This window comes from Variovorax sp. 10N412, from assembly GCF_056394985.1.
Genome location: NZ_JBFTIO010000001.1, coordinates 30,237 through 50,276, shown reverse-complemented (window position 1 = coordinate 50,276; position 20,040 = coordinate 30,237). Strand labels below are relative to the sequence as shown.

Below are 20,040 nucleotides of genomic sequence, written 5' to 3'. Positions count from 1 at the left end.
GAAGACAAAGAAAGAGACACAGAGCATGAGCGCTGAAGACAACAAGGGCCGCATCGCCATCGTCACGGGAGCGGGCTCGGGCATTGGCCGCGCCGCCGCGCTGGCGTTGCTGGGCGACGGCTGGCGCGTGGTGCTGGCCGGGCGCCGGCTGGAGCCGCTGGAGCAGGTGGCGGAAGAATCGGGCGCCGGCGCGCGCGCCTTCGCGGTGCCCACCGACGTGGCCAAGGCCGAGTCGGTTCAGGCGCTTTTCGCCGCCACGGTCGAACGCTTCGGCCGCGTCGACCTGCTGTTCAACAACGCCGGCGTGGGCAACCCGCCGGGTCCGTTCGAGGACTGGACGCCGGAGCAATGGCAAGGCGTGGTCGACATCAACCTCACGGGCATGTTCTTCTGCATTCAGCAGGCGTTCCGCACGATGAAGGCGCAGACACCGCAGGGCGGGCGCATCATCAACAACGGCTCCATCTCGGCCACCGCGCCGCGGCCCAACTCGGCGGCCTACACGTCGACCAAGCATGCGGTCGAAGGCCTGACCAAGACCGCGTCGCTCGACGGGCGCAAGTACGACATCGCAGTGGGGCAGGTGGACGTGGGCAATGCCATGACCGAACTGGCCTCGCGCATGGCCAAGGGCGTGCCGCAGGCCAACGGCGAGCTCGCGATCGAGCCGCTGATCGACGTCAAGATCGTGGGCCAGTCGGTGCTCTACATGGCCAACTTGCCGCTGGAAGCCAACGTGCTGTTCCACACCATCATGGCGACGAAGATGCCTTTCGTCGGTCGCGGCTAGGCGCTGTCAGACAGGCGCGCGGCGGGCCAGCGTGCCGGCCGTGAGCGGGGCTGCATCGGCCGGCCATGTGTCGGCGATGTGGCCGTGCTGCCAGACGGCCTCGCAGGCCGCGTCGAACGCCGGCCTGCGCATGGCCAGCGCCGCGCCGATCATGCCGGCCAGCACGTCCCCGGTGCCCGCTGTCGCAAGGCGGGCATTGCCGGTCATGTTGATGACTGGCGGCACAGTGCCCGCGGCGGCAATCACGGTTCCCGACCCCTTGAGCACTGCCACGACGCCGAAGCGCGCCGCGAGCCGGCGTGCGGCTGCCAGCCTGTCGGCCTGAATTTCGGCCGCGCTGCAACCCAACAGCCGTGCGGCTTCCAGCGGATGCGGCGTGATCACGGTGGGCGATCCGCTTCGTCCTCGTGACACCAACTGCGCCTGCAGCGCGTCATCGGAAGCGATGGCATTGAGCGCATCGGCATCGATCACAAGTGCCGCTGCCGTCGACAGCACGCGCGGCAGCAGTTCGCGCACGGCCTCTCCACCACCGCAACCGCACACGGCCGTCATGGCCGACAGGTCCAGTGCATGCGCGTCGCGCAGCATCAGTTCGGGTTGCGAAGTGTCGACCGACGCGGCGCTCACGTCGAGGAGCCCGACGAACACGCGCCCCGCGCCGGCGTGCAGCGCCGCCGAGCCGGCGAGTAGCGCCGCGCCGGCCATGCCGGATGCACCGCCCACCACCGCGACGTCGCCGTAGCTGCCCTTGTGCGAGGCGTGGGTGCGTTGCTGCGCTTGCGGCGTGCCGGCGAGACGGGCTGAAGGGGTGTCCTTGAATGCGCTGCAGCCCAGGTCGTCGAACCACACGGTGCCTGCCGCGTCGCGGCCTTGCGCGGTGAACAGGCCGGGCTTCAGCGTGAGGAATGTGAGGCAGGTGCGGGGCGACCTGGGCGCGTGGCCGGCGCCGGGAAGCAGCGTGCCGGTGTCCGCGTTCAGGCCCGAGGGCACGTCCACGCTGAGCACCGGCTGCGGGCCGGCATGCATCGTCGCCAGCCATTCGGCCATCGTGCCTTCGGGCGGCCGCGTCGATCCGATGCCGAGCAACGCGTCGATGGCGAGGTCATAGGTCGACGGCGGCGTCGATGCAAAAGTGACGCCCGCATCGCGGGCACGCTGCAGCGACGTCTTGGCGTCCGGCGGCAAGCGGTGTTCATCGCCGACAAAGGTGACCACAGGATAGAAGCCCCGATGCCGCAACTGCGCCGCGGCCTCGAAGCCGTCGCCCCCGTTGTTGCCCGGGCCGCAAGCCACCCAGACGGTGCGAGCATGTGGCGCCAGCGCCATCGCCAGCCGCGCCACCGCAAGGCCTGCGCGCTGCATCAGCGCGTGGCCGGGCAGGGCGGCGGCGGCTGCCTGCTCGATGCGGCGCGTGGCGGCGATGTCGAACAGATCGGCGGCTGTGGCGGACGTGATGCGGTGCATCGGGCCATTGTGACGCCGTGCCTCCTATCATCGAGCGATGACGCTCAAGACCCTTGGCTGGCTGCTGGTCCTTCTGCTGGCGTGGTTCGCCGGCTTCGCCGGGATGGCCATGGCGCTGATCGGCGGCGCGGGTTGGGCGCTGGGTTTGCTGGCCGTCGTGTGGGGCCTGTTCCTGCTGGCCGTGACTTGGCGCCGCGTGCCGTTGCGCGATATCGCGTGGGCCGCGGGCGTCGGCTATGGCTTCGGGGTGATTCGCTGGCTCGACGCGCCTGCCGAGGCCGGCTCGGGCGCAATGCGCTGGCTCGTGCTCGGCGCCGACCTGCTGTGCCTCGTGTTCTTCGCGCTGATCGCGCCGGCCTTGCTGGCGTGGATCGCCGGCAAGTGGATGCCACCGCCCGAGCCCGAGCTGCCGGTGGAAACGCCGGCCAGCCCGGAGCGCCTGCGCCGGTGGGGTCCTAGAGACTGAGCCGCTCGACGCCCAGGCCTTCGAGATCGACACCCGGGTCCTGTCCGCCGATCAGGTCGCCCAGCACGCGCGCGCTGCCGCACGACAGCGCCCAGCCGCTCGAGCCGTGCCCCAGGTTGAGCCATACGCCGGGAATGCCGCTGGCGCCCAGCACCGGCGGCCCGTCCGGCAGCATCGGCCGCGCGCCTTTCCATTGCTGAACGCCCGATTGCAGCGTGGCCGCGCCCGGGAACCAGTCGTGCAGCACCTTGTAGAGCGTCTGGATGGCTGCCGGACTCATGGTGTCCAGCGAGCCACCGATCTCGGCGCTGCCGGCCACGCGCACGCGCTGGCCCAGGCGCGAGATGGCGACCTTGTAGCGTTCGTCCATCACCGCGCTGCGCGGGGCGTTGAGCGGTTCGCGGATCGGCGCGCTGACCGAGTGGCCATAGACGGGTGTCATCGGGATGCGCAGGCCGAGCGGGCGCAACAGCGAGGCCGAGGCCAGGCCCGCGCACACCACGACCGCGTCGTAGCGAACCGGGTCGGAGCCGCCGGCCAGCGAGAGCGAGGTGGGCGCCGCGCGGCTCAGGGGGGCGATGTCGCAGTTGAAATGAAACTGCGCGCCGAACGCCTCGGCTTCCCACTTGAGCAGCAGCGCGAACTGGCGGCAATTGGCCACCTCGTCTTCGGGCAGGTAGATCGCGCCTGCGAGCGGTGTGTCGGGGTTGAGCGCCGGCTCCAGCAGGCGTGCCTCGTCGGCGTCGACCTCGCGGAACACGCTGCCGGCCGAGCGCAGCACGTCGAGTCCGGGCTGAACCATCTTTTTATCGTGCTTGGAGCGAAGCAGCACCAGGTAGCCGTCGCTGCGCTCGTAGCTGAGCTCGCGCGCCTCGGTCACCTCATGCAGCCGGGTGCGGCTGTAGAAAGCCAGTCGCTGCATGCGGGCACGGTTGGCCAGGTAGGTCTCGAGCTTGCAGGCCTTCTGCCAGCGCGACATCCAGCCGATGTCTCGCGAACTGAGCGGCCAGCGCAGCTTGATGGCGCCGTGCGAGGACAGCAGCGAGCGCAGCACCTTGCCGCGCATGCCGGGCGCCGCCCAGGGTGTGACGTACCCCGGTGCGACCACGCCCGCGTTGGCGAAGCTGGCTTCTTCTGCGGCGGCGCCGCGGCGCTCGAACACGGTCACTTCATGGCCGTCGGAAACCAGTTCCCAGGCGGTGGTGACGCCGATGATGCCGGCGCCCACGATCGCGATTTTCATTGAATGTTCTAGATAAAAGAGGCGGCTACGTCCGTCGAACGGGCGTGTGTAGCTATTGTTTTTGTAGCGCTTGCTCGGCTTGAAGCGCCACCGCGAGCACGGCGTCGTCGTGCAGCGCGGCATGCCAGAGCATCAGGCCGACCGGCAGTTCGCCGGCAGTGTGGCAGGGCAGCGAGATGGCGCAGCCGTCGAGCATGTTGACGATCGACGGATTGCGCAGCAGCAGCGCGTTGACGCGGAAGAACGCGTCGTCGCGCTCGGCGCCCGGCGCCACGCTGGCGATGGTCGGTGCGGTGATCGGCACGGTTGGGGACAGCACGGCGTCGAAGGGCGCCAACGCGGACTCCAAGCGGGCGATCCAGTCGCGGCGGGCATTGACGAGGTCGATGTATTCGTGGGCCTTCATGGTGGCGCCGCGCAGGATGCGCTGGGCCACGCGGGGGTCGTAGCCGGCGCCGCTGCGCTCCAGCAGCTGGCGGTGCCAGGCATGAGCCTCGGCGGCCGAGAAGCCGCCGGTGGCGTTGATCGTGGCCAGCTCGGCGAGCTCGGGCAGCTCGATTTCCCGGATGCGGGCACCGGCGGCGCGCAGCGTCTGAAGCGAGCGCTCGAAGGCCGTGGCCACGGCGGGTTCGATGCCGTCGAAAAATACGTTCTTCACCACGGCCACCTTGTAGGCGGCCAGCGGGGCGTTGCCGGCGGTCACGCGGCGCGCCGAGAGGATTTCGTGCACGGTGATGGCGTCGCGCACGGAGCGCGTCATGGCGCAGACCGTGTCCAGCGTGGTCGACAGCGGCAGCGCGCCCTGGGCGGGGGTGAGGCGAGCGGTGTTCTTGAAGCCGACGATGCCGTTCAGCGCTGCCGGAATGCGGATCGAGCCGCCGGTGTCCGAGCCCAGGCCGATGAAGGCCGCGCCTCTGGCCACCGAGACCGCGGCGCCGGACGAGGAGCCGCCCGGAATGCGCGGCGTGACGGCATCGCTCGCATTGGCCGGGGTGCCATGGTGCGGGTTGACGCCGACGCCCGAGAAAGCGAATTCGGTCATGTTGGTGCGCCCGGTCAACACCCCGCCCGCTGCGCGCAGCCGGGCGACGGCCAAGGCGTCGGCCCGGGCTGCCGGGGCATGGGCCAGGACCACGGAGCCGGCGGGCGTCGGCTGGCCTTCGATGTCGAACAGGTCCTTGGCGGTGAAGGCCAGTCCCGACAGCCGGCTATCCGGGGTCGACGCGGCGGCGCCATGGCGGGCCTCGTCGAACAGCGTGCGGGTGAAGACGTGGGCGCAGGCCGGGGACTGGGCGATGCCGATGGCGCGCTCCATTTCGGTGCGTGCATCGGAGCCACCTGCCAGAAGGAGGAGACGGGTGGCGTGGAGGTCGTTCATGGGTGAAACTGCGGGTGCCGTGTCGGCTCGGATTCGGGAAGGAGGGGGCTGCGGCCGTGCTATACTCTTTGGGTTTCGCTGTCAGGCAACGGCTCCCGTTGCGCCCAGTCAAACACATCCGCAAACCGGCCCATTCAAGGTGTTGTGACTCTGTTCAAAAGAGCGCAAAACGGGCTGGATTTTAGACCCAACCTTTGGAGTAATTTCTAATGTCTACCACCATGCGCGAAATGCTGGAAGCCGGTGTCCACTTCGGTCACCAAACCCGCTTCTGGAACCCCAAGATGGCTCCGTTCATCTTCGGTCACCGCAACAAGATTCACATCATCAACCTGGAAAAGTCGCTCCCGATGTTCCAGGACGCGATGAAGTACGCCAAGCAACTCACGGCCAACCGCGGCACGATCCTGATGGTCGGCACGAAGCGCCAGGCCCGTGAAATCGTCGCTTCGGAAGCTCGCCGCGCTGGCGTGCCTTTCGTCGACACCCGCTGGCTCGGCGGCATGCTGACCAACTTCAAGACCGTCAAGACCTCGATCAAGCGTCTGAAGGACATGAAGGCTCAGCAGGAAGCCGGCCTCGACTCGCTGAGCAAGAAGGAGCAACTGACCTTCTCGCGCGAAATCGAGAAGCTCGAAAAGGACATCGGCGGCATCCAGGACATGACCGCGCTGCCCGATGCCATCTTCGTGATCGACGTGGGCTTCCACAAGATCGCCGTGGCCGAAGCCAAGAAGCTCGGCATTCCCCTGATCGGTGTGGTGGACTCCAACCACTCGCCCGAAGGCATCGACTACGTGATTCCTGGTAACGACGACTCGTCGAAGGCCGTCGCGCTGTACGCCCGTGGCATCGCCGACGCCATCATCGAAGGCCGCAACAACGCCGCCGGCGACGTGGTCAAGGCCGTTGCCGAAGGCAGCGACGAATTCGTCGAAGTCGAAGAAGGCGCTTCGGCCTGATTGGCACGCTCGCGAGCCTGAAGAAGGGGCTTTGGTGCCCCTTTTTTTTAACCTGATTTTTGGATTTACGGAGATACACAAATGGCTGCAATCACCGCAAGCATGGTCGGCGAACTGCGCGCTAAGACCGACGCGCCCATGATGGAATGCAAGAAGGCCCTGACCGAGGCCGAGGGCAACATGGAAAAGGCCGAAGAGCTGCTGCGCATCAAGCTCGGCAACAAGGCAGGCAAGGCGTCGGGTCGCATCACCGCCGAAGGCGTGGTGACGGCTTTTGTCGACGGCGCTGCCGGCGGCATGATCGAAATCAACTGCGAAACCGACTTCGTCACCAAGAACGACAGCTTCCTGGCCCTGGCCAATGCCGCCGCCATGCTGGTCGCGAAGCACAACCCCGCGGACATCGCCGCGTTGGGCGCGCTGGCATATGCCCAGGACGGTTTCGGCCCCACGCTCGAAGACGTGCGCAAGGGCTTGATCGGCAAGATCGGCGAAAACATGAGCTTCCGCCGCTTCAAGCACTTCAACGGCAACGGCAAGCTGGCTTCGTACCTGCACGGCACGCGCATCGGCGTGATGGTCGAGTTCGAAGGCGACGACACGTCGGCCAAGGACGTGGCCATGCACATCGCAGCCATGAAGCCGGTGGCGATCCAGGCATCGGACGTGCCTGCCGAGCTGATCGAAAAAGAGCGCGCAGTGGCGGCCGGCAAGGCGGAAGAAGACCGCAAGACGGCCGAAGCCGAAGGCAAGAAGCCCCAGCCGGCCGACATCGTCGCCAAGCGCATCGAAGGCGGCGTGCAGAAGTTCCTCAAGGAAGTTTCGCTGCACAACCAGCCGTTCGTGAAGAACGACAAGCAGACCGTCGAGCAGATGCTCAAGGCTGCCGACACCTCGATCAAGGGTTTCACCCTGTACGTGGTTGGTGAAGGGATCGAGAAGAAGGTCGACGACTTTGCCGCCGAAGTGGCCGCGCAAGTCGCCGCCGCCAAGGCTGCCGCCTGATCTCGCAGCCACTGAAGCGGCGGTGCGCGAACGCGTGCCGCCGCTTTTTCACCGCCACGTTTTACACTCGCCCCCGCCAACTCAAGGAAATTGCCCATGTCTGATCCCCGCCCAGCCCACAAGCGAATCTTGTTGAAGCTGTCGGGAGAGGCTCTGATGGGCGATGACGCCTTCGGCATCAACCGCGCCACCATCGTGCGGATGGTCCAGGAGGTGGCCGAGGTCGTGAACATGGGCGTCCAGGTGGCGGTCGTGATCGGCGGCGGCAATATTTTCCGCGGCGTCGCTGGCGGCTCGGTCGGCATGGACCGCGCCACCGCCGACTACATGGGCATGTTGGCCACCGTCATGAATTCGCTGGCCCTGGCCGACGCCATGGACAAGCAGGGACTGGTGGCCCGTGTGATGTCCGCCATCGCCATCGAGCAGGTGGTCGAGCCCTATGTGCGCCCCAAGGCCCTGCAATACCTCGAAGAGGGCAAGGTCGTGGTGTTCGCGGCCGGCACGGGCAACCCGTTCTTCACGACCGACACCGCGGCAGCGCTGCGCGGTGCCGAAATCGGCGCCGAGCTGGTGCTCAAGGCGACCAAGGTCGACGGCGTGTACACCGCCGACCCCAAGACCAACCCCAATGCAACGCGCTACACCTCGCTCACTTTCGACGAGGCGATTGCGCAGAATCTCGGCATCATGGACGCCACGGCCTTCGCGCTGTGCCGCGACCAGAAGCTGCCGATCAAGGTGTTCTCGATCCTCAAGAACGGTGCGTTCAAGCGCGTCGTGATGGGCGAGGACGAGGGCACGCTGGTGCATGCCTAGGAGTATTTGAGATGACCATTGCAGACATCCGCAGTGCGACCGACCTGAAGATGAATCAGTCGCTCGCCGCCTTCCAGAACAACCTCACCAAGATCCGTACCGGCCGTGCCAACTCGGCCCTGCTCGACTCGATCCACGTGGACTACTACGGTTCGCAGGTTCCGCTGAGCCAGGTGGCCAACGTGTCGGTGCTCGACTCGCGCACCATCAGCGTCCAGCCCTGGGAAAAGGGCATGGGCGCCAAGATCGAAAAGGCCATCCGCGAAAGCGACCTGGGCCTGAACCCGGCGTCGATGGGCGACCTGATCCGCGTGCCGCTGCCGGCCATGAGCGAAGAGCGCCGCAAGGAAATGACCAAGCTGGTTCGCAACGAGGGCGAAAGCGCCAAGATCGCCACGCGCAACCTGCGCCGCGACGCGAACGAGTCGGTCAAGAAGCTGGTGAAGGACAAGCTGGCGTCGGAAGATGACCAGAAGCGCGCCGAAGCCGACATCCAGAAGGTCACCGACCGCCATATCGCGGAAATCGACCGCCTCGTGACGGCCAAGGAAGCGGAGATCATGGCCGTTTGAGGCCTGCCATGGCTCCTACATCGCCGCGCATTCCTCACCACGTTGCCATCGTCATGGACGGCAACGGCCGTTGGGCGACGCGGCGGTTTTTGCCACGCGTCGCGGGACACAAGCAGGGCGTGGAGTCGCTGCGCCGCTGCGTCAAGGCATGCGCAGACCGCGGCGTGGGCGTGCTCACGGTGTTCGCGTTCTCCTCGGAGAACTGGAGCCGTCCTGTCGAGGAAGTCTCCGGACTCATGGAGCTGATGGTCGGCGCACTCGCCCGCGAAGTGCCCCGGCTCAGCGCGGACGGCGTGCGGCTGCACTTCGTCGGTGAGCGAGCGGGCCTGTCGCCGAAGATGGTGAAGGGGCTGATGGACGCCGAAGCGGCCACCGCGCACAACACCCGCATGCAACTCAACGTGTGCTTCAACTACGGGGGGCGCTGGGACATCGCGAAGGCCGCGGCCAGGTTGGCGGCGCAGGGCGAGGCCATCACCGAGATCAGCCTCGACCGCGCCATGGCGCTGGCCCACGTGCCCGACCCCGACCTGTTCATCCGCACCGGCGGCGAGCAGCGGTTGTCCAATTTCCTGCTTTGGCAGAGTGCCTACGCAGAGCTTTTCTTCAGCGACAGGCTGTGGCCCGAATTCGACGAGGCCGCGCTGGACGAGGCCATCGCTGCGTTCCAGGGGCGCGAGCGTCGCTTCGGTCAGACCTCGGCGCAGGTCTCGGCACCCCATGGCCTGACGGCCTGACAATCCCCCGCATGCTCAAACAACGCATCCTCACAGCGATCGTGCTGCTCGCGATCCTGCTGCCAGCGCTGTTCTACCGAAACCACATCCCCTTCGCCTGCGTCATGCTGGTGCTGATCGGCGCGGGCGCCTGGGAATGGGGGCGTTTGAACGGATACGGCCAGCGGCTTTCGGTGTTCCTCGGCATCGAGACGGTGGTGCTGTGCGCGCTGTCGTGGTGGCTGGGCCTGCTGGAGCAGCCGCTCGTCTTGATGTGGACCCTGGCCAGCGCGGCTTGGGTGTTGGGCGGCGCCGCGCTGCTGCGGGTGGCGGTGCCGGGCTGGCCGCGCATTCCGCGCGGTCTGCGGCTGGTGGGCGGCTTGCTGGCACTTTGGGTGGCCTGGTTGGCCGCGGTGCAGGCGCGAATGATCGGCATCAACTTCCTGTTGTCGATTCTGGTGCTGGTGTGGGTGGCGGACGTGTTCGCCTATTTCGCCGGCCGCGCCTTCGGTCTCAAGTTCACCCGCAACAAGCTCGCGCCCGCGATCAGTCCCGGCAAGAGCTGGGAAGGCGTATGGGGCGGGATGATCGGCGTGGTGGTGCTGGCCTTTGCCTGGGTCTGGGCCGACAAGGCAACCGGCGCGACGGTCGCCAGCCTCTACACCCGTCTCAGTGAGCGCGGCTGGTGGCTCCTGCTGCTTGGTGCGCTGTTCCTCGCGGCGATGAGCGTCGTGGGCGACCTCGTCGAATCCCTCATCAAGCGCAGTGCCGGCGCCAAGGACAGCAGCCGGCTGCTGCCCGGCCACGGCGGCATCCTCGATCGCGTGGATGCGCTCTTGCCGGCGCTTCCCATTGCCATGATGCTGGCCTTCCTGTGAAAACTCCCCCGCAACGCGTCACGGTGCTTGGCTCGACCGGTTCGGTCGGCGTGAGTACGCTCGACGTCATCGCACGGCACCCTGGGCGCTTCGAGGTGTTCGCGCTCTCCGCGGCCACCAAGGTCGATGAATTGCTGGCGCAATGCGCGCGGTTCTCGCCGCGTTTCGCCGTCATGGCCAGCGCTCCGCATGCCGCGTTGCTGGCCGAGAAGATCAAGCAAAACAGCCTGGACACGGTCGTATTGACTGGACCTGATGCTCTTGAAACGATAGCGTCGCACGAGGATGTCGACGCCGTCATGGCCGCCATCGTCGGCGCCGCGGGCCTCGGTCCCTGCCTGGCTGCCGCGCGGGCCGGCAAGCGGCTGTTGCTGGCCAACAAGGAGGCGCTGGTCGTCGGCGGCGAGCTGTTCATGCGCACGGTGCGCGAGGGCGGTGCCACGCTGTTGCCGATCGACAGCGAGCATTCGGCCATCTTCCAGTCGTTGCCCGAAGACCCGTCCACGTGGGCGCGGCGCATCGACAAGATCATCCTGACCGCTTCGGGCGGCCCGTTCCGCACCTGGGCGCCCGACAGGCTGGGTGCCGTCACGCCCGAGCAGGCGTGTGCCCATCCGAACTGGGTGATGGGCCGCAAGATCTCCGTCGACTCGGCCACCATGATGAACAAGGCGCTCGAGGTGATCGAGGCGCGCCATCTGTTCGGCGTGTTGCCGGAGCAGATCGAGGTGGTCATTCATCCGCAGAGCGTGGTGCACTCGATGGTTCAGTTCACTGACGCCTCGGTCATCGCTCAGCTCGGCACGCCCGACATGCGGGTGCCGATCGCGGTCGGGTTGGCTTGGCCGGAGCGCATCGAAAGTGGTGCGGCGCGGCTCGATTTCCGCCAGATGTCGGCGCTGAGCTTCGACGCGCCGGATGCCGCGCTGTTCCCTGGCCTGGGCCTGGCCTGGCATGCAATGCGCGCCGCGTCGGGCACCACGGCCGTGCTCAATGCGGCGAACGAGGTCGCAGTGGAAGCTTTCCTGGACCGCCGCCTGAGTTTCGACCGCATTCATGCGGTCAACGTGGAAACTTTGGAGGCGGTCTCGCCCTCCAAGCCGGCATCGCTCGCCGACCTGCTGGCGCTCGATGCCAGTGCGCGTGCGGCGGCCAATGTGGCGGCGCGGCGTTTCGCGGCCTGACGCTCCCAGAAATCAAGGACTCCGATGCTGCTCACTGTCATGGCCTTTGTGGTCGCACTTGGCGTCCTGATCGCGGTGCACGAATATGGCCACTACCGTGTGGCCGTGGCTTGCGGCGTCAAGGTGGAGCGTTTCTCGGTCGGTTTCGGCAAGGCGCTGTTGCGTTGGCGGCCGAAGCGCCAGCATCCGGGTCAATCGACCGAATTCGTCATCGGTGCCTTCCCGCTCGGCGGGTACGTGAAGATGCTCGACGAGCGTGAAGGACCGGTGGCGCCCGAAGAGCGTCATCGCGCCTTCAACACCCAGCCCCTGCGTTCGCGCGCGGCCATCGTCGCCGCGGGCCCGATCGCCAACCTGCTGCTGGCTGTTGCGCTCTACACCGCGGTCAACTGGATCGGCGTGCAGGAGCCGGTGGCCAAGCTCGCGCGGCCGGTGGCGGCCTCGCTGGCCGAGGCCGCGGGCCTTCGCGGCGGCGAGCACATCACGCAAGCGGGCTTCGACGGCGACCTGTCGCCCGTGCAGTCCTTCGAGGACCTGCGCTGGCGCATGACGCGCGGCGCGCTCGACGGCCACGACCTGACGCTCGAAATCGCAGGCGCGGCCGGCCAACCCGCCCGCCAGTTGGTGCTCCCGCTGAGCCGCATGGAGACCAAGGACGCCGATCCGCAGATGTTCCGCAAGATCGGCGTGCTGGCGCCACTGACCCGGCCCGAAATCGGAGAAGTGATGGCCGGCAGCGCCGCCGAACGTTCCGGCCTGCGCAGCGGCGACGTGGTTCGCACCATCGGAGCCACCGCCATCGTCGACGGCCAGCAACTGCGCGAGGTGATCCGCGCGTCGGTCGACGGCGACCAGCCGCGCACCCAGGCCTGGCAGCTCGAGCGCGCGGGCCAGCCGCTCACCATCGACGTGAAGCCCGAAGTGCGGGAGGAGGGCGGCGTGAAGGTCGGGCGCATCGGCGCCTACGTGGGCACGGCGCCTGAGATGGTGATGGTGCGCCAGGGCGTGGTCGACGGCATCTGGCGCGGCGTGGTGCGCACCTGGGAGGTGTCCGCAATGACCGTTCGCATGATGGGCAAGATGGTCATCGGCGAGGCATCGCTCAAGAACCTGAGCGGTCCGCTCACGATCGCGGACTACGCGGGCAAGTCCGCGAGCCTCGGTTTCACGCAGTACCTGGTCTTCCTGGCGCTCATCAGCGTGAGCCTGGGCGTGCTCAATCTCATGCCGCTCCCGGTCCTCGATGGGGGGCACCTGATGTATTATCTTTGGGAGGGCCTGACCGGCAAGAGCGTCTCTGACGCCTGGATGGAACGGCTTCAGCGCGGGGGTGTCGCCCTGCTGCTGGTCATGATGTCGGTCGCACTCTTCAACGACGTCACGCGGCTCTTTGGTTAACTTTCTGCCGGCCTTTTCCGAGCCGGCTCAATTCACAGATGAACAAAAACTTCAGTCGCTTTCGCCTGCGTAGCGTTGCCGCGGTGGTTGCCAGCGCGCTCGCGGCCACGGCAGCCTGGGCCGTCGAGCCTTTCACGGTGCGCGATATCCGCGTCGAAGGACTGCAACGCGTCGAAGCCGGCACGATCTTCGCCTCGCTGCCCTTGCGCGTGGGTGACACCTACAGCGACGATCGCGGCTCCGCGGCGATCCGTGCACTGTTCGACCTGGGATTGTTCAAGGATGTTCGCATTGATGTGAACGGCAATGTGCTGGTGGTGATCGTCGAAGAGCGGCCCACCATCGCGGACGTCGACTTCGTCGGCACCAAGGAATTCGACAAGGCCGCGCTGCAGAAGGCGTTGCGCGAAGTCGGCCTGACCGACGGCCGGCCCTACGACAAGGCGCTGGCCGATCGCGCCGAGCAGGAGCTCAAGCGCCAGTATGTGAGCCGCAGCCTCTACAACGCGCAGGTCGTGACCACCGTCACGCCCATCGAGCGCAACCGCGTCAACCTGACCTTCACCGTGACCGAAGGCGAATCGGCGCGCATCCGCGAAGTGCATGTGGTCGGCAACAAGGCATTCAGCGAGTCGACGTTGCTGAGCCTGTTCGACCAGGACAGCGGCGGCTTCATGAGCTGGTACACGAAGTCGAACCAGTACTCGCGCGCCAAGCTCAATGCCGACCTCGAAACCCTTCGCTCGTACTACATCACGCGCGGCTATCTCGAGTTCCGCATCGATTCGACCCAGGTCGCCATTTCGCCGGACCGCAAGGACCTGACGGTCACCGTCAACATCACGGAAGGCGAGAAGTTCGTGGTGTCGAGCGTCAAGCTCGACGGCAACTACCTCGGCCGCGACGACGAGTTCAAGTCGCTCATCACGATCAAGCCGGGCGAGCCCTACAACGGCGAGCAGGTCACCGAGACCACCAAGGCTTTCAACGACTATTTCGGCACCTTCGGCTATGCGTTTGCGCGCGTGCAGGCGCGCCCTGACATCGACCGCGTCAACAACCGCGTGGCGCTCACGCTGCAGGCCGAACCCGCGCGCCGCGTCTATGTGCGCAAGGTTTCCGTCGGCGGCAACAACAAGACCCGCGACGAAGTCATCCGCCGCGAGTTCCGCCAGTTCGAAGCCTCCTGGTACGACGGCGACAAGATCAAGCTCTCGCGAGACCGCGTCGACCGCCTGGGCTTCTTCACCGAAGTGACCGTCGATACGCAGGAAGTGGCCGGTTCGCCCGACCAGGTGGACCTGACCGTCAACGTGACCGAAAAACCGACCGGCAGCCTGCAACTCGGCGCCGGCTACTCGAGTGCCGAGAAGGTCGCGCTGACTTTCGGCATCTCGCAGGAAAACGTGTTTGGCTCGGGCAACTTCCTGGGCGTGCAGGTCAATACCAGCAAGTACAACCGCACGCTGTCGGTGACTACGACCGATCCGTACTTCACGCAGGACGGCATCTCGCGTTCGATCAGTCTGTATCACACCACCACGCGTCCGTATTCGTCGTCGATCGACGGTGACTACAAGCTGGTGAACCAGGGTGCGTCCATTCGTTTCGGCGTGCCGTTCAGCGAAATCGACACGGTGTTCTTCGGCATTGGTCTGGAGCGTTATGCGTTTGACGCGAACAGCTCGACGGCGTTCTCCGGCTTGACCACGCCGCCGTCCTACCTGAACTACTTCCAGTGCAAGAAGGATCCCACCGGGATCCTCGTGATCGGCTGCGACCAGAAGAGCGTCTGGGGTGTTCCGCTGAGCGTTGGCTGGGGCCGTGACAACCGCGATAGCGCGCTGATTCCGACCACCGGCCGCCTGCAACGCGCCAACCTCGAAGTGGGCGCGGCCGGCGATATGAAGTACGTCAAGACGAACTACCAGTACCAGCAGTTCTTCGCGATCAACAAGCAGTACACCTTCTCGATCAACGGCGAAGTCGGCTATGCCAAGGCGCTGGGCGGAAAGGTCTATCCGATCTTCAAGAACTTCTACGCGGGCGGCCTGGGCTCGATCCGTGGTTTCGAGCAGAACTCGCTGGGCCCGCGCGACGTGCCGCTGTTCGGCCAGACCGAAGGCGCAGCCCTCGGCGGCACCAAGAAGGCGATCTTCAATGCAGAGCTGAGCACGCCGTTTCCGGGTGCCGGCAATGACCGCACGCTGCGTCTGTACGGCTTCTTCGACATCGGCAATGTGTTCGGTTCGCGCTCCGCGGGCCTGACAGACGAACAGTGGAAGGCCGAGAAGAAGCTGCGCGCCTCGGTGGGCCTGGGTGTCAGCTGGATCTCGCCGCTGGGCCCGCTGCGCCTGGCTTATGCATTCCCCGTCATGTCCCAGAAGGAAGTGACGGATCCCAAGACCGGATTCATCACGATCCCGAAGGATAGAATTCAGCGCCTCCAATTCCAGATCGGAACGTCTTTCTAAATGAAGCATTTGATTCGTGCCGCGGCCGGCGCGTTGTTGATTCCCGCTCTTGTGTTCGCCGCTGCGCCGGCGCAAGCACAGGAAACATTTCGCATCGGTTTCGTGAACCCTGACCGTGTGCTGCGAGAGGCGCAACCGGCCAAGGCCGCTCAGGCGAAGCTCGAGGCCGAGTTCCTGAAACGCGAGAAAGACCTGACCGTCCAGGGCGATGCACTGAAAGCGGCTTCCGAGAAGTTCGAGCGCGAAGCGCCGACCCTGTCGGAAAGCCAGCGAGTCTCCCGCCAGCGTGGGTTGGTCGACCAGGACCGCGACTTCCAGCGCAAGCGCCGTGAGTTCCAGGAAGACCTGAACGCACGCAAGAACGAAGAGCTGCAGCAGGTCTACGAGCGCGCCAACCGCGTGGTGAAGCAGGTGGCCGAATCTGAAAAGTACGATGCCATCCTGCAGGAAGCGATCTACATCAATCCGAAGCACGACATCACCGACAAGGTGATCAAGGCACTGAACGCGTCGGTCAGCTCTTCTGCGCCTGCGGCCGGCAAGTAACGCCGGGAGCCGGCGTGTCATTGCAGCTTGGAGCCATCGTTGACGCCCTGGGGGGCGAGCTTCATGGCGATGCAACGCTGTCCATCGAGCGGCTCGCGCCGCTGCAGAATGCACAGCCCGATGCGCTCAGTTTCCTGAGCCATCCCAAATACCAGCAGGAATTGGCGGCCTCGAGGGCGGCCTGTGTGATCGTGTCGCCTGCCATGCGCGAGGCTGCCGAGGCGCGCGGGGCGTTCATCTTGACGCCCGATCCCTATTTCTACTTTGCCCGGTTGACGCAGCTCTGGAAGGCGCATCACGCGCGTCCGGACGCCGATTTGGTGCACCCGAGCGCGGTGATCCACGCCGAAGCCCATGTCGATGCCACTGCACGCATCGGTGCGCTGTGCGTGGTCGAACGGGGTGCACGCATCGGCGCGGGCACCGTGCTGAAGTCGCGCGTGACTGTGAGCGAGGACTGCACCGTCGGCGAGCGTTGCCTGCTGCATCCCGGCGTGGTCATCGGTGCGGACGGCTTCGGCCTGGCGCTGCACGCGGGGCAGTGGGTCAAGATCGAGCAACTGGGGGCGGTGCGCATCGGCAACGATGTCGAGATCGGCGCCAACACCTGCATCGACCGCGGCGCGCTCGACGACACGGTGATCGAAGACGGCGTGAAGCTCGACAACCTGATCCAGATCGGCCACAACGTGCGCGTTGGCAAGAACACCGCGATGGCGGGGTGCGTGGGCGTGGCCGGGAGCGCCGTGATCGGTGCCAACTGCACCTTCGGTGGCGGCGCCATCGTGCTGGGACACCTGACTGTGGCCGACGGCGTGCACGTGTCCGCCGCCACGACGGTTACCCGTTCGATCCACAAGGCCGGCCAGTACACCGGCATGTTTCCCATCGATGACAATGGGAGCTGGGAAAAGAATGCGGCAACGCTCAAGCAGTTGCACAGCCTGCGCGAACGACTGAAGGCGCTGGAGAAGGCCCCCTCGAAAAAATGACGACGATGCAGGAACAGAACATCATGACAAAGCCAGCGATAGCGCTCGATATCCACCAAATCCTCAAGCTGCTGCCCCACCGCTACCCGTTCCTGCTGGTGGACCGCGTGCTCGACATGGAAAAGGGCAAGCGCATCACGGCGCTGAAGAATGTGACGATGAACGAGCCGTTCTTCAACGGTCACTTCCCCCATCGTCCGGTGATGCCGGGTGTGCTGATGCTCGAAGCGATGGCACAGGCCGCGGCGCTGCTGTCGTTCCACTCGCTGGACATCGTGCCGGACGACAACACGGTCTACTACTTTGCCGCCATCGACGGCGCACGTTTCAAGCGGCCGGTGGAACCCGGCGACCAACTGACGCTCGAAGTGGAAATCGAACGCATGAAGGCGGGCATCTCGAAGTTCAAGGGCCGAGCCCTGGTTGGCAGTGAACTCGCGTGCGAAGCGACTTTGATGTGCGCGATGCGCCAGATCAACTGATCCGGCCGCACTCACTACAAGGCATGACCCAGGTTCATTCGACAGCGCTCGTCGACCCCCAGGCTCAACTCGACGCCTCGGTGTCGGTCGGTCCCTATACCGTGATCGGCCCGCATGTGCGGGTAGGCGCGGGCACGACCATCGGCGCGCATTGCGTGATCGAAGGGCGTACGACCATCGGGTGCGACAACAGGATCTTCCAGTTCTCGTCCCTCGGCGCGGTGCCGCAGGACAAGAAGTACGCCGGCGAGCCGACCGAACTCGTCATCGGCGACCGCAACGTGATTCGCGAGTTCTGCACCTTCAACCTCGGCGTGCCGGGGGCAGGGGGCGTGACGCGCGTAGGCAGCGACAACTGGATCATGGCGTACACGCACATCGCGCACGACTGCCGTGTCGACAACCACACCACGCTGTCGAACAACACCACGCTGGCCGGGCATGTGCACCTGGCCGATTGGGTCACGGTCGGCGGCCTGACCGGCATCCACCAGTTCGTGTCGGTAGGTGCCCACGCCATGCTCGGTTTCGCCAGCGCTGTGACGCAGGACGTGCCGCCTTTCATGCTGGTCGACGGCAATCCGCTGGCAGTGCGCGGTTTCAACGTCGTCGGCCTGCGCCGGCGCGACTTTTCCGCACAGCGGATCGCAGCCGTGAAGCAGATGCACCGGCTGCTGTACCGCCAGGGCAAGACGCTCGACGAGGCGCGCGCCGGCATCGCCGCGCTTGCCGCGGAAATGCCGGAAGCGGCCGACGACGTCGCGCTGATGGAAGCCTTCCTCTCCAGTTCGACGCGCGGCATCGCGCGCTGACGTGACAGCAATGCAGAAGGACGGGCAGCGGCGTTTCGCGCTGGTCGCGGGCGAAGCTTCCGGCGACCTGCTCGCCGGCCTGCTGCTCGACGGGCTTCAGGCCCGCTGGCCCGGCCTCGAGACCGTCGGCATCGGCGGTCCGCGCATGCTGGCCCATGGCCTGCAGAGCTGGTGGCCGCAGGAAAAACTCGCGGTGCGCGGCTATGTCGAGGTGCTGCGGCACTATGCCGAAATCGCCGGCATTCGCCGCCAGCTCAAGGCTAGGCTGCTGCGGGAATGGGCGGAGTTGTTCATTGGCGTCGACGCGCCCGATTTCAATCTCGATCTCGAAGCCGGCTTGCGCAGCCGCGGCATGAAGACGGTGCATTTCATCTGCCCGTCGATCTGGGCCTGGCGGCCGGAGCGCATCGAGAAGGTCCGGGCCGCGGCCGACCACGTGCTGTGCATCTTCCCGTTCGAGCCGGCGTTGCTGGCGGAGCACGGCGTCTCGGGCAGCTACGTGGGCCACCCGCTGGCCAATGTGATCCCGATGACACCCGATCGCGTCGGCGCCCGCGCCGCGCTGGGCCTGGCGCCCGACGCACAGGTCGTCGCCTTGCTGCCCGGTAGCCGCCGATCGGAAGTGCGCTACCTGGCCGCCCGCTTCTTCGCCGCCGCCGCGCTGATGCACAAGCAGCGGCCCGGCATCCAGTTCGTGGCCCCGATCCTGCCCGGCCTGCGCGCCGAGGTCGAGGGCCTGCTGCAGGCCAGCGGCATGACCGGCCGCGTGAAGCTGCTCGATGGGCAGTCGCACGCCGCGCTCGCCGCCTGCGACGCCACGCTGATCGCCAGCGGCACTGCCACGCTCGAGGCGGCGCTGTTCAAGCGCCCGATGGTCATCGCCTACAACATGAATGCGCTGTCGTGGCGCCTCATGCAGCGCAAGCAGTTGCAGCCCTGGGTGGGCCTGCCCAACATCCTGTGCCGCGATTTCGTGGTGCCCGAGTTGCTGCAGGAGGCCGCCACGCCCGAGGCGCTGGCCCGGGCTACGCTGGAATGGCTCGATGCGCCGGAGAAAACGCAGGCCCTGCAACACAAATTTTCAGAGCTGCATGTGCAATTGCAGCGCGATACGCCGACACTTTGCGCCGATGCGATCCAGAAAGTTCTTGAAGGCTGAGCAGGCGCCGCTGGTGTGGGACGCACCGGGCCTGATGGCGGGCGTCGACGAGGCGGGCCGCGGGCCGCTGGCCGGCCCCGTGGTCGCGGCCGCGGTGATCCTGGACGACCTGCGCCCGATCCGCGGCCTCGCGGACTCCAAGACGCTCACGGCCCTGCAAAGGGAGCGCTTGCATGACCAGATCCTGGCCCAGGCGCTGTGCTGCTCGATCGCGCAGGCCACGGTGGAAGAGATCGACACCCACAACATCCTGCAGGCCACCATGATCGCGATGCGGCGCGCGGTCGAAGGGCTGCGCCTGAAGCCCGTGAAGGTGCTGGTCGACGGCAACCGCCTGCCGACGCTCGACGTGCTGGCCGAGGCCATCGTCAAGGGCGATTCCCGGGTCAAGGCGATTTCTGCCGCGTCGATCCTGGCGAAGGTGCACAGAGATCGGCTCTGCGAGCAGTTGCACGCCGAATTCCCGCACTACGGCTTTGCCGGCCACAAGGGCTACGGCACGCCGGAGCACCTCGAAGCCTTGCAGCGCCACGGCGCCTGCGTGCACCACCGCAGGTCGTTCAGCCCGGTGGCTGCTGCGCTGGCCCGCACCGGCGGTGTCATGAACGTGGTGCTGCCCGTGGACGCCGAGCAGCCTGCGATGGTCATCGGTGTCGCCGAGACCGTGCGCCTGGACCTGCGCCCCGCGCCCTGAACC

The 20,040-nt window shown here is 66.4% G+C and carries 20 protein-coding genes; 17 read left to right on the top strand and 3 right to left on the bottom strand.

Features of this window, described 5'->3' with window-relative positions:
• Positions 1-25 precede the first annotated feature (25 nt).
• The gene (locus AC1DJH_RS00255; protein WP_435435966.1) at positions 26-790 is read left to right on the top strand and encodes an SDR family oxidoreductase; all 765 of its coding nucleotides are present in this window, start codon (positions 26-28) and stop codon (positions 788-790) included.
• 6 nt (positions 791-796) lie between these two features.
• On the opposite strand, the gene AC1DJH_RS00250 is transcribed toward AC1DJH_RS00255, so the two are convergent.
• Positions 797-2,257, bottom strand: coding sequence for an NAD(P)H-hydrate dehydratase (locus AC1DJH_RS00250; protein ID WP_478184305.1), 1,461 nt, complete (start codon positions 2,255-2,257; stop codon positions 797-799).
• A gap of 37 nt (positions 2,258-2,294) precedes the next feature.
• On the opposite strand from AC1DJH_RS00250, the gene AC1DJH_RS00245 reads away from it, so the two are divergent.
• The gene (locus AC1DJH_RS00245) at positions 2,295-2,723 is read left to right on the top strand and encodes a hypothetical protein (RefSeq protein WP_478184304.1); all 429 of its coding nucleotides are present in this window, start codon (positions 2,295-2,297) and stop codon (positions 2,721-2,723) included.
• On the opposite strand, the gene AC1DJH_RS00240 is transcribed toward AC1DJH_RS00245, so the two are convergent.
• Positions 2,713-3,966 (bottom strand): D-amino acid dehydrogenase, encoded by a 1,254-nt coding sequence (locus AC1DJH_RS00240; protein ID WP_478184303.1) that lies wholly within the window; start codon positions 3,964-3,966, stop codon positions 2,713-2,715. The genes AC1DJH_RS00245 and AC1DJH_RS00240 overlap by 11 nt on opposite strands.
• 52 nt (positions 3,967-4,018) lie before the next feature.
• Positions 4,019-5,344 (bottom strand): amidase, encoded by a 1,326-nt coding sequence (locus tag AC1DJH_RS00235; protein ID WP_478184302.1) that lies wholly within the window; start codon positions 5,342-5,344, stop codon positions 4,019-4,021.
• A gap of 209 nt (positions 5,345-5,553) precedes the next feature.
• Here AC1DJH_RS00235 and rpsB point away from each other — a divergent pair, with 209 nt between their 5' ends.
• From rpsB to rnhB, 15 genes are all read left to right on the top strand, one after another.
• Positions 5,554-6,306, top strand: coding sequence for a 30S ribosomal protein S2 (rpsB, locus tag AC1DJH_RS00230; protein ID WP_435435971.1), 753 nt, complete (start codon positions 5,554-5,556; stop codon positions 6,304-6,306).
• An 81-nt stretch (positions 6,307-6,387) separates the two neighbouring features.
• Positions 6,388-7,311, top strand: coding sequence for a translation elongation factor Ts (gene tsf, locus AC1DJH_RS00225; RefSeq protein WP_472112618.1), 924 nt, complete (start codon positions 6,388-6,390; stop codon positions 7,309-7,311).
• A 96-nt stretch (positions 7,312-7,407) separates the two neighbouring features.
• The gene (gene pyrH, locus AC1DJH_RS00220) at positions 7,408-8,130 is read left to right on the top strand and encodes a UMP kinase (protein ID WP_435435973.1); all 723 of its coding nucleotides are present in this window, start codon (positions 7,408-7,410) and stop codon (positions 8,128-8,130) included.
• 11 nt (positions 8,131-8,141) lie between these two features.
• Positions 8,142-8,702: a ribosome recycling factor gene (gene frr / locus AC1DJH_RS00215; RefSeq protein WP_435435974.1), complete on the top strand. Its 561-nt coding sequence runs from the start codon at positions 8,142-8,144 to the stop codon at positions 8,700-8,702.
• An 8-nt stretch (positions 8,703-8,710) separates the two neighbouring features.
• Positions 8,711-9,439, top strand: coding sequence for a polyprenyl diphosphate synthase (uppS, locus tag AC1DJH_RS00210; RefSeq protein ID WP_472112615.1), 729 nt, complete (start codon positions 8,711-8,713; stop codon positions 9,437-9,439).
• Positions 9,440-9,450: 11 nt separating this feature from the next.
• On the top strand, positions 9,451-10,296 hold the full coding sequence (locus AC1DJH_RS00205; protein ID WP_478184301.1) for a phosphatidate cytidylyltransferase: 846 nt from the start codon (positions 9,451-9,453) through the stop codon (positions 10,294-10,296).
• Positions 10,293-11,480: a 1-deoxy-D-xylulose-5-phosphate reductoisomerase gene (gene ispC, locus AC1DJH_RS00200; RefSeq protein ID WP_478184300.1), complete on the top strand. Its 1,188-nt coding sequence runs from the start codon at positions 10,293-10,295 to the stop codon at positions 11,478-11,480. The genes AC1DJH_RS00205 and ispC overlap by 4 nt, the downstream gene beginning before the upstream one ends.
• Positions 11,481-11,504: 24 nt before the next feature.
• Complete coding sequence (gene rseP, locus AC1DJH_RS00195; RefSeq protein ID WP_478184299.1) at positions 11,505-12,878, top strand: RIP metalloprotease RseP; 1,374 nt, start codon at positions 11,505-11,507, stop codon at positions 12,876-12,878.
• A 38-nt stretch (positions 12,879-12,916) separates the two neighbouring features.
• Positions 12,917-15,352 carry an outer membrane protein assembly factor BamA gene (gene bamA / locus AC1DJH_RS00190; RefSeq protein ID WP_472112603.1) on the top strand — a complete coding sequence of 812 codons (2,436 nt, stop codon included), beginning with the start codon at positions 12,917-12,919 and terminating at the stop codon, positions 15,350-15,352.
• Positions 15,353-15,898: an OmpH/Skp family outer membrane protein gene (locus AC1DJH_RS00185; RefSeq protein WP_472112600.1), complete on the top strand. Its 546-nt coding sequence runs from the start codon at positions 15,353-15,355 to the stop codon at positions 15,896-15,898.
• 14 nt (positions 15,899-15,912) lie between these two features.
• Complete coding sequence (lpxD, locus tag AC1DJH_RS00180; RefSeq protein WP_478184298.1) at positions 15,913-16,890, top strand: UDP-3-O-(3-hydroxymyristoyl)glucosamine N-acyltransferase; 978 nt, start codon at positions 15,913-15,915, stop codon at positions 16,888-16,890.
• On the top strand, positions 16,887-17,372 hold the full coding sequence (gene fabZ / locus AC1DJH_RS00175) for a 3-hydroxyacyl-ACP dehydratase FabZ (protein WP_177206549.1): 486 nt from the start codon (positions 16,887-16,889) through the stop codon (positions 17,370-17,372). Before lpxD ends, fabZ begins: the two co-directional genes overlap by 4 nt.
• A 23-nt stretch (positions 17,373-17,395) precedes the next feature.
• Positions 17,396-18,184 (top strand): acyl-ACP--UDP-N-acetylglucosamine O-acyltransferase, encoded by a 789-nt coding sequence (lpxA, locus tag AC1DJH_RS00170; RefSeq protein WP_478184297.1) that lies wholly within the window; start codon positions 17,396-17,398, stop codon positions 18,182-18,184.
• Between the two features lie 10 nt (positions 18,185-18,194).
• Positions 18,195-19,343, top strand: a complete 1,149-nt coding sequence (gene lpxB, locus AC1DJH_RS00165) for a lipid-A-disaccharide synthase (RefSeq protein WP_478184980.1) — start codon at positions 18,195-18,197, stop codon at positions 19,341-19,343.
• On the top strand, positions 19,315-20,037 hold the full coding sequence (gene rnhB, locus AC1DJH_RS00160) for a ribonuclease HII (protein WP_478184296.1): 723 nt from the start codon (positions 19,315-19,317) through the stop codon (positions 20,035-20,037). Before lpxB ends, rnhB begins: the two co-directional genes overlap by 29 nt.
• Positions 20,038-20,040: the final 3 nt, after the last annotated feature.

Coding starts and splice junctions, on each gene's coding strand:
- rseP (WP_478184299.1), top strand. CDS start 11,505: ATGCTGCTCACTGTCATGGCCTTTGTGGTCGCACTTGGCGTCCTGATC.
- bamA (WP_472112603.1), top strand. CDS start 12,917: ATGAACAAAAACTTCAGTCGCTTTCGCCTGCGTAGCGTTGCCGCGGTG.
- AC1DJH_RS00245 (WP_478184304.1), top strand. CDS start 2,295: ATGACGCTCAAGACCCTTGGCTGGCTGCTGGTCCTTCTGCTGGCGTGG.
- AC1DJH_RS00185 (WP_472112600.1), top strand. CDS start 15,353: ATGAAGCATTTGATTCGTGCCGCGGCCGGCGCGTTGTTGATTCCCGCT.
- uppS (WP_472112615.1), top strand. CDS start 8,711: ATGGCTCCTACATCGCCGCGCATTCCTCACCACGTTGCCATCGTCATG.
- rnhB (WP_478184296.1), top strand. CDS start 19,315: ATGCGATCCAGAAAGTTCTTGAAGGCTGAGCAGGCGCCGCTGGTGTGG.
- pyrH (WP_435435973.1), top strand. CDS start 7,408: ATGTCTGATCCCCGCCCAGCCCACAAGCGAATCTTGTTGAAGCTGTCG.
- lpxB (WP_478184980.1), top strand. CDS start 18,195: ATGCAGAAGGACGGGCAGCGGCGTTTCGCGCTGGTCGCGGGCGAAGCT.
- AC1DJH_RS00205 (WP_478184301.1), top strand. CDS start 9,451: ATGCTCAAACAACGCATCCTCACAGCGATCGTGCTGCTCGCGATCCTG.
- frr (WP_435435974.1), top strand. CDS start 8,142: ATGACCATTGCAGACATCCGCAGTGCGACCGACCTGAAGATGAATCAG.
- fabZ (WP_177206549.1), top strand. CDS start 16,887: ATGACGACGATGCAGGAACAGAACATCATGACAAAGCCAGCGATAGCG.
- AC1DJH_RS00235 (WP_478184302.1), bottom strand. CDS start 5,344: ATGAACGACCTCCACGCCACCCGTCTCCTCCTTCTGGCAGGTGGCTCC.
- AC1DJH_RS00240 (WP_478184303.1), bottom strand. CDS start 3,966: ATGAAAATCGCGATCGTGGGCGCCGGCATCATCGGCGTCACCACCGCC.
- lpxA (WP_478184297.1), top strand. CDS start 17,396: ATGACCCAGGTTCATTCGACAGCGCTCGTCGACCCCCAGGCTCAACTC.
- rpsB (WP_435435971.1), top strand. CDS start 5,554: ATGTCTACCACCATGCGCGAAATGCTGGAAGCCGGTGTCCACTTCGGT.
- AC1DJH_RS00255 (WP_435435966.1), top strand. CDS start 26: ATGAGCGCTGAAGACAACAAGGGCCGCATCGCCATCGTCACGGGAGCG.
- tsf (WP_472112618.1), top strand. CDS start 6,388: ATGGCTGCAATCACCGCAAGCATGGTCGGCGAACTGCGCGCTAAGACC.
- AC1DJH_RS00250 (WP_478184305.1), bottom strand. CDS start 2,257: ATGCACCGCATCACGTCCGCCACAGCCGCCGATCTGTTCGACATCGCC.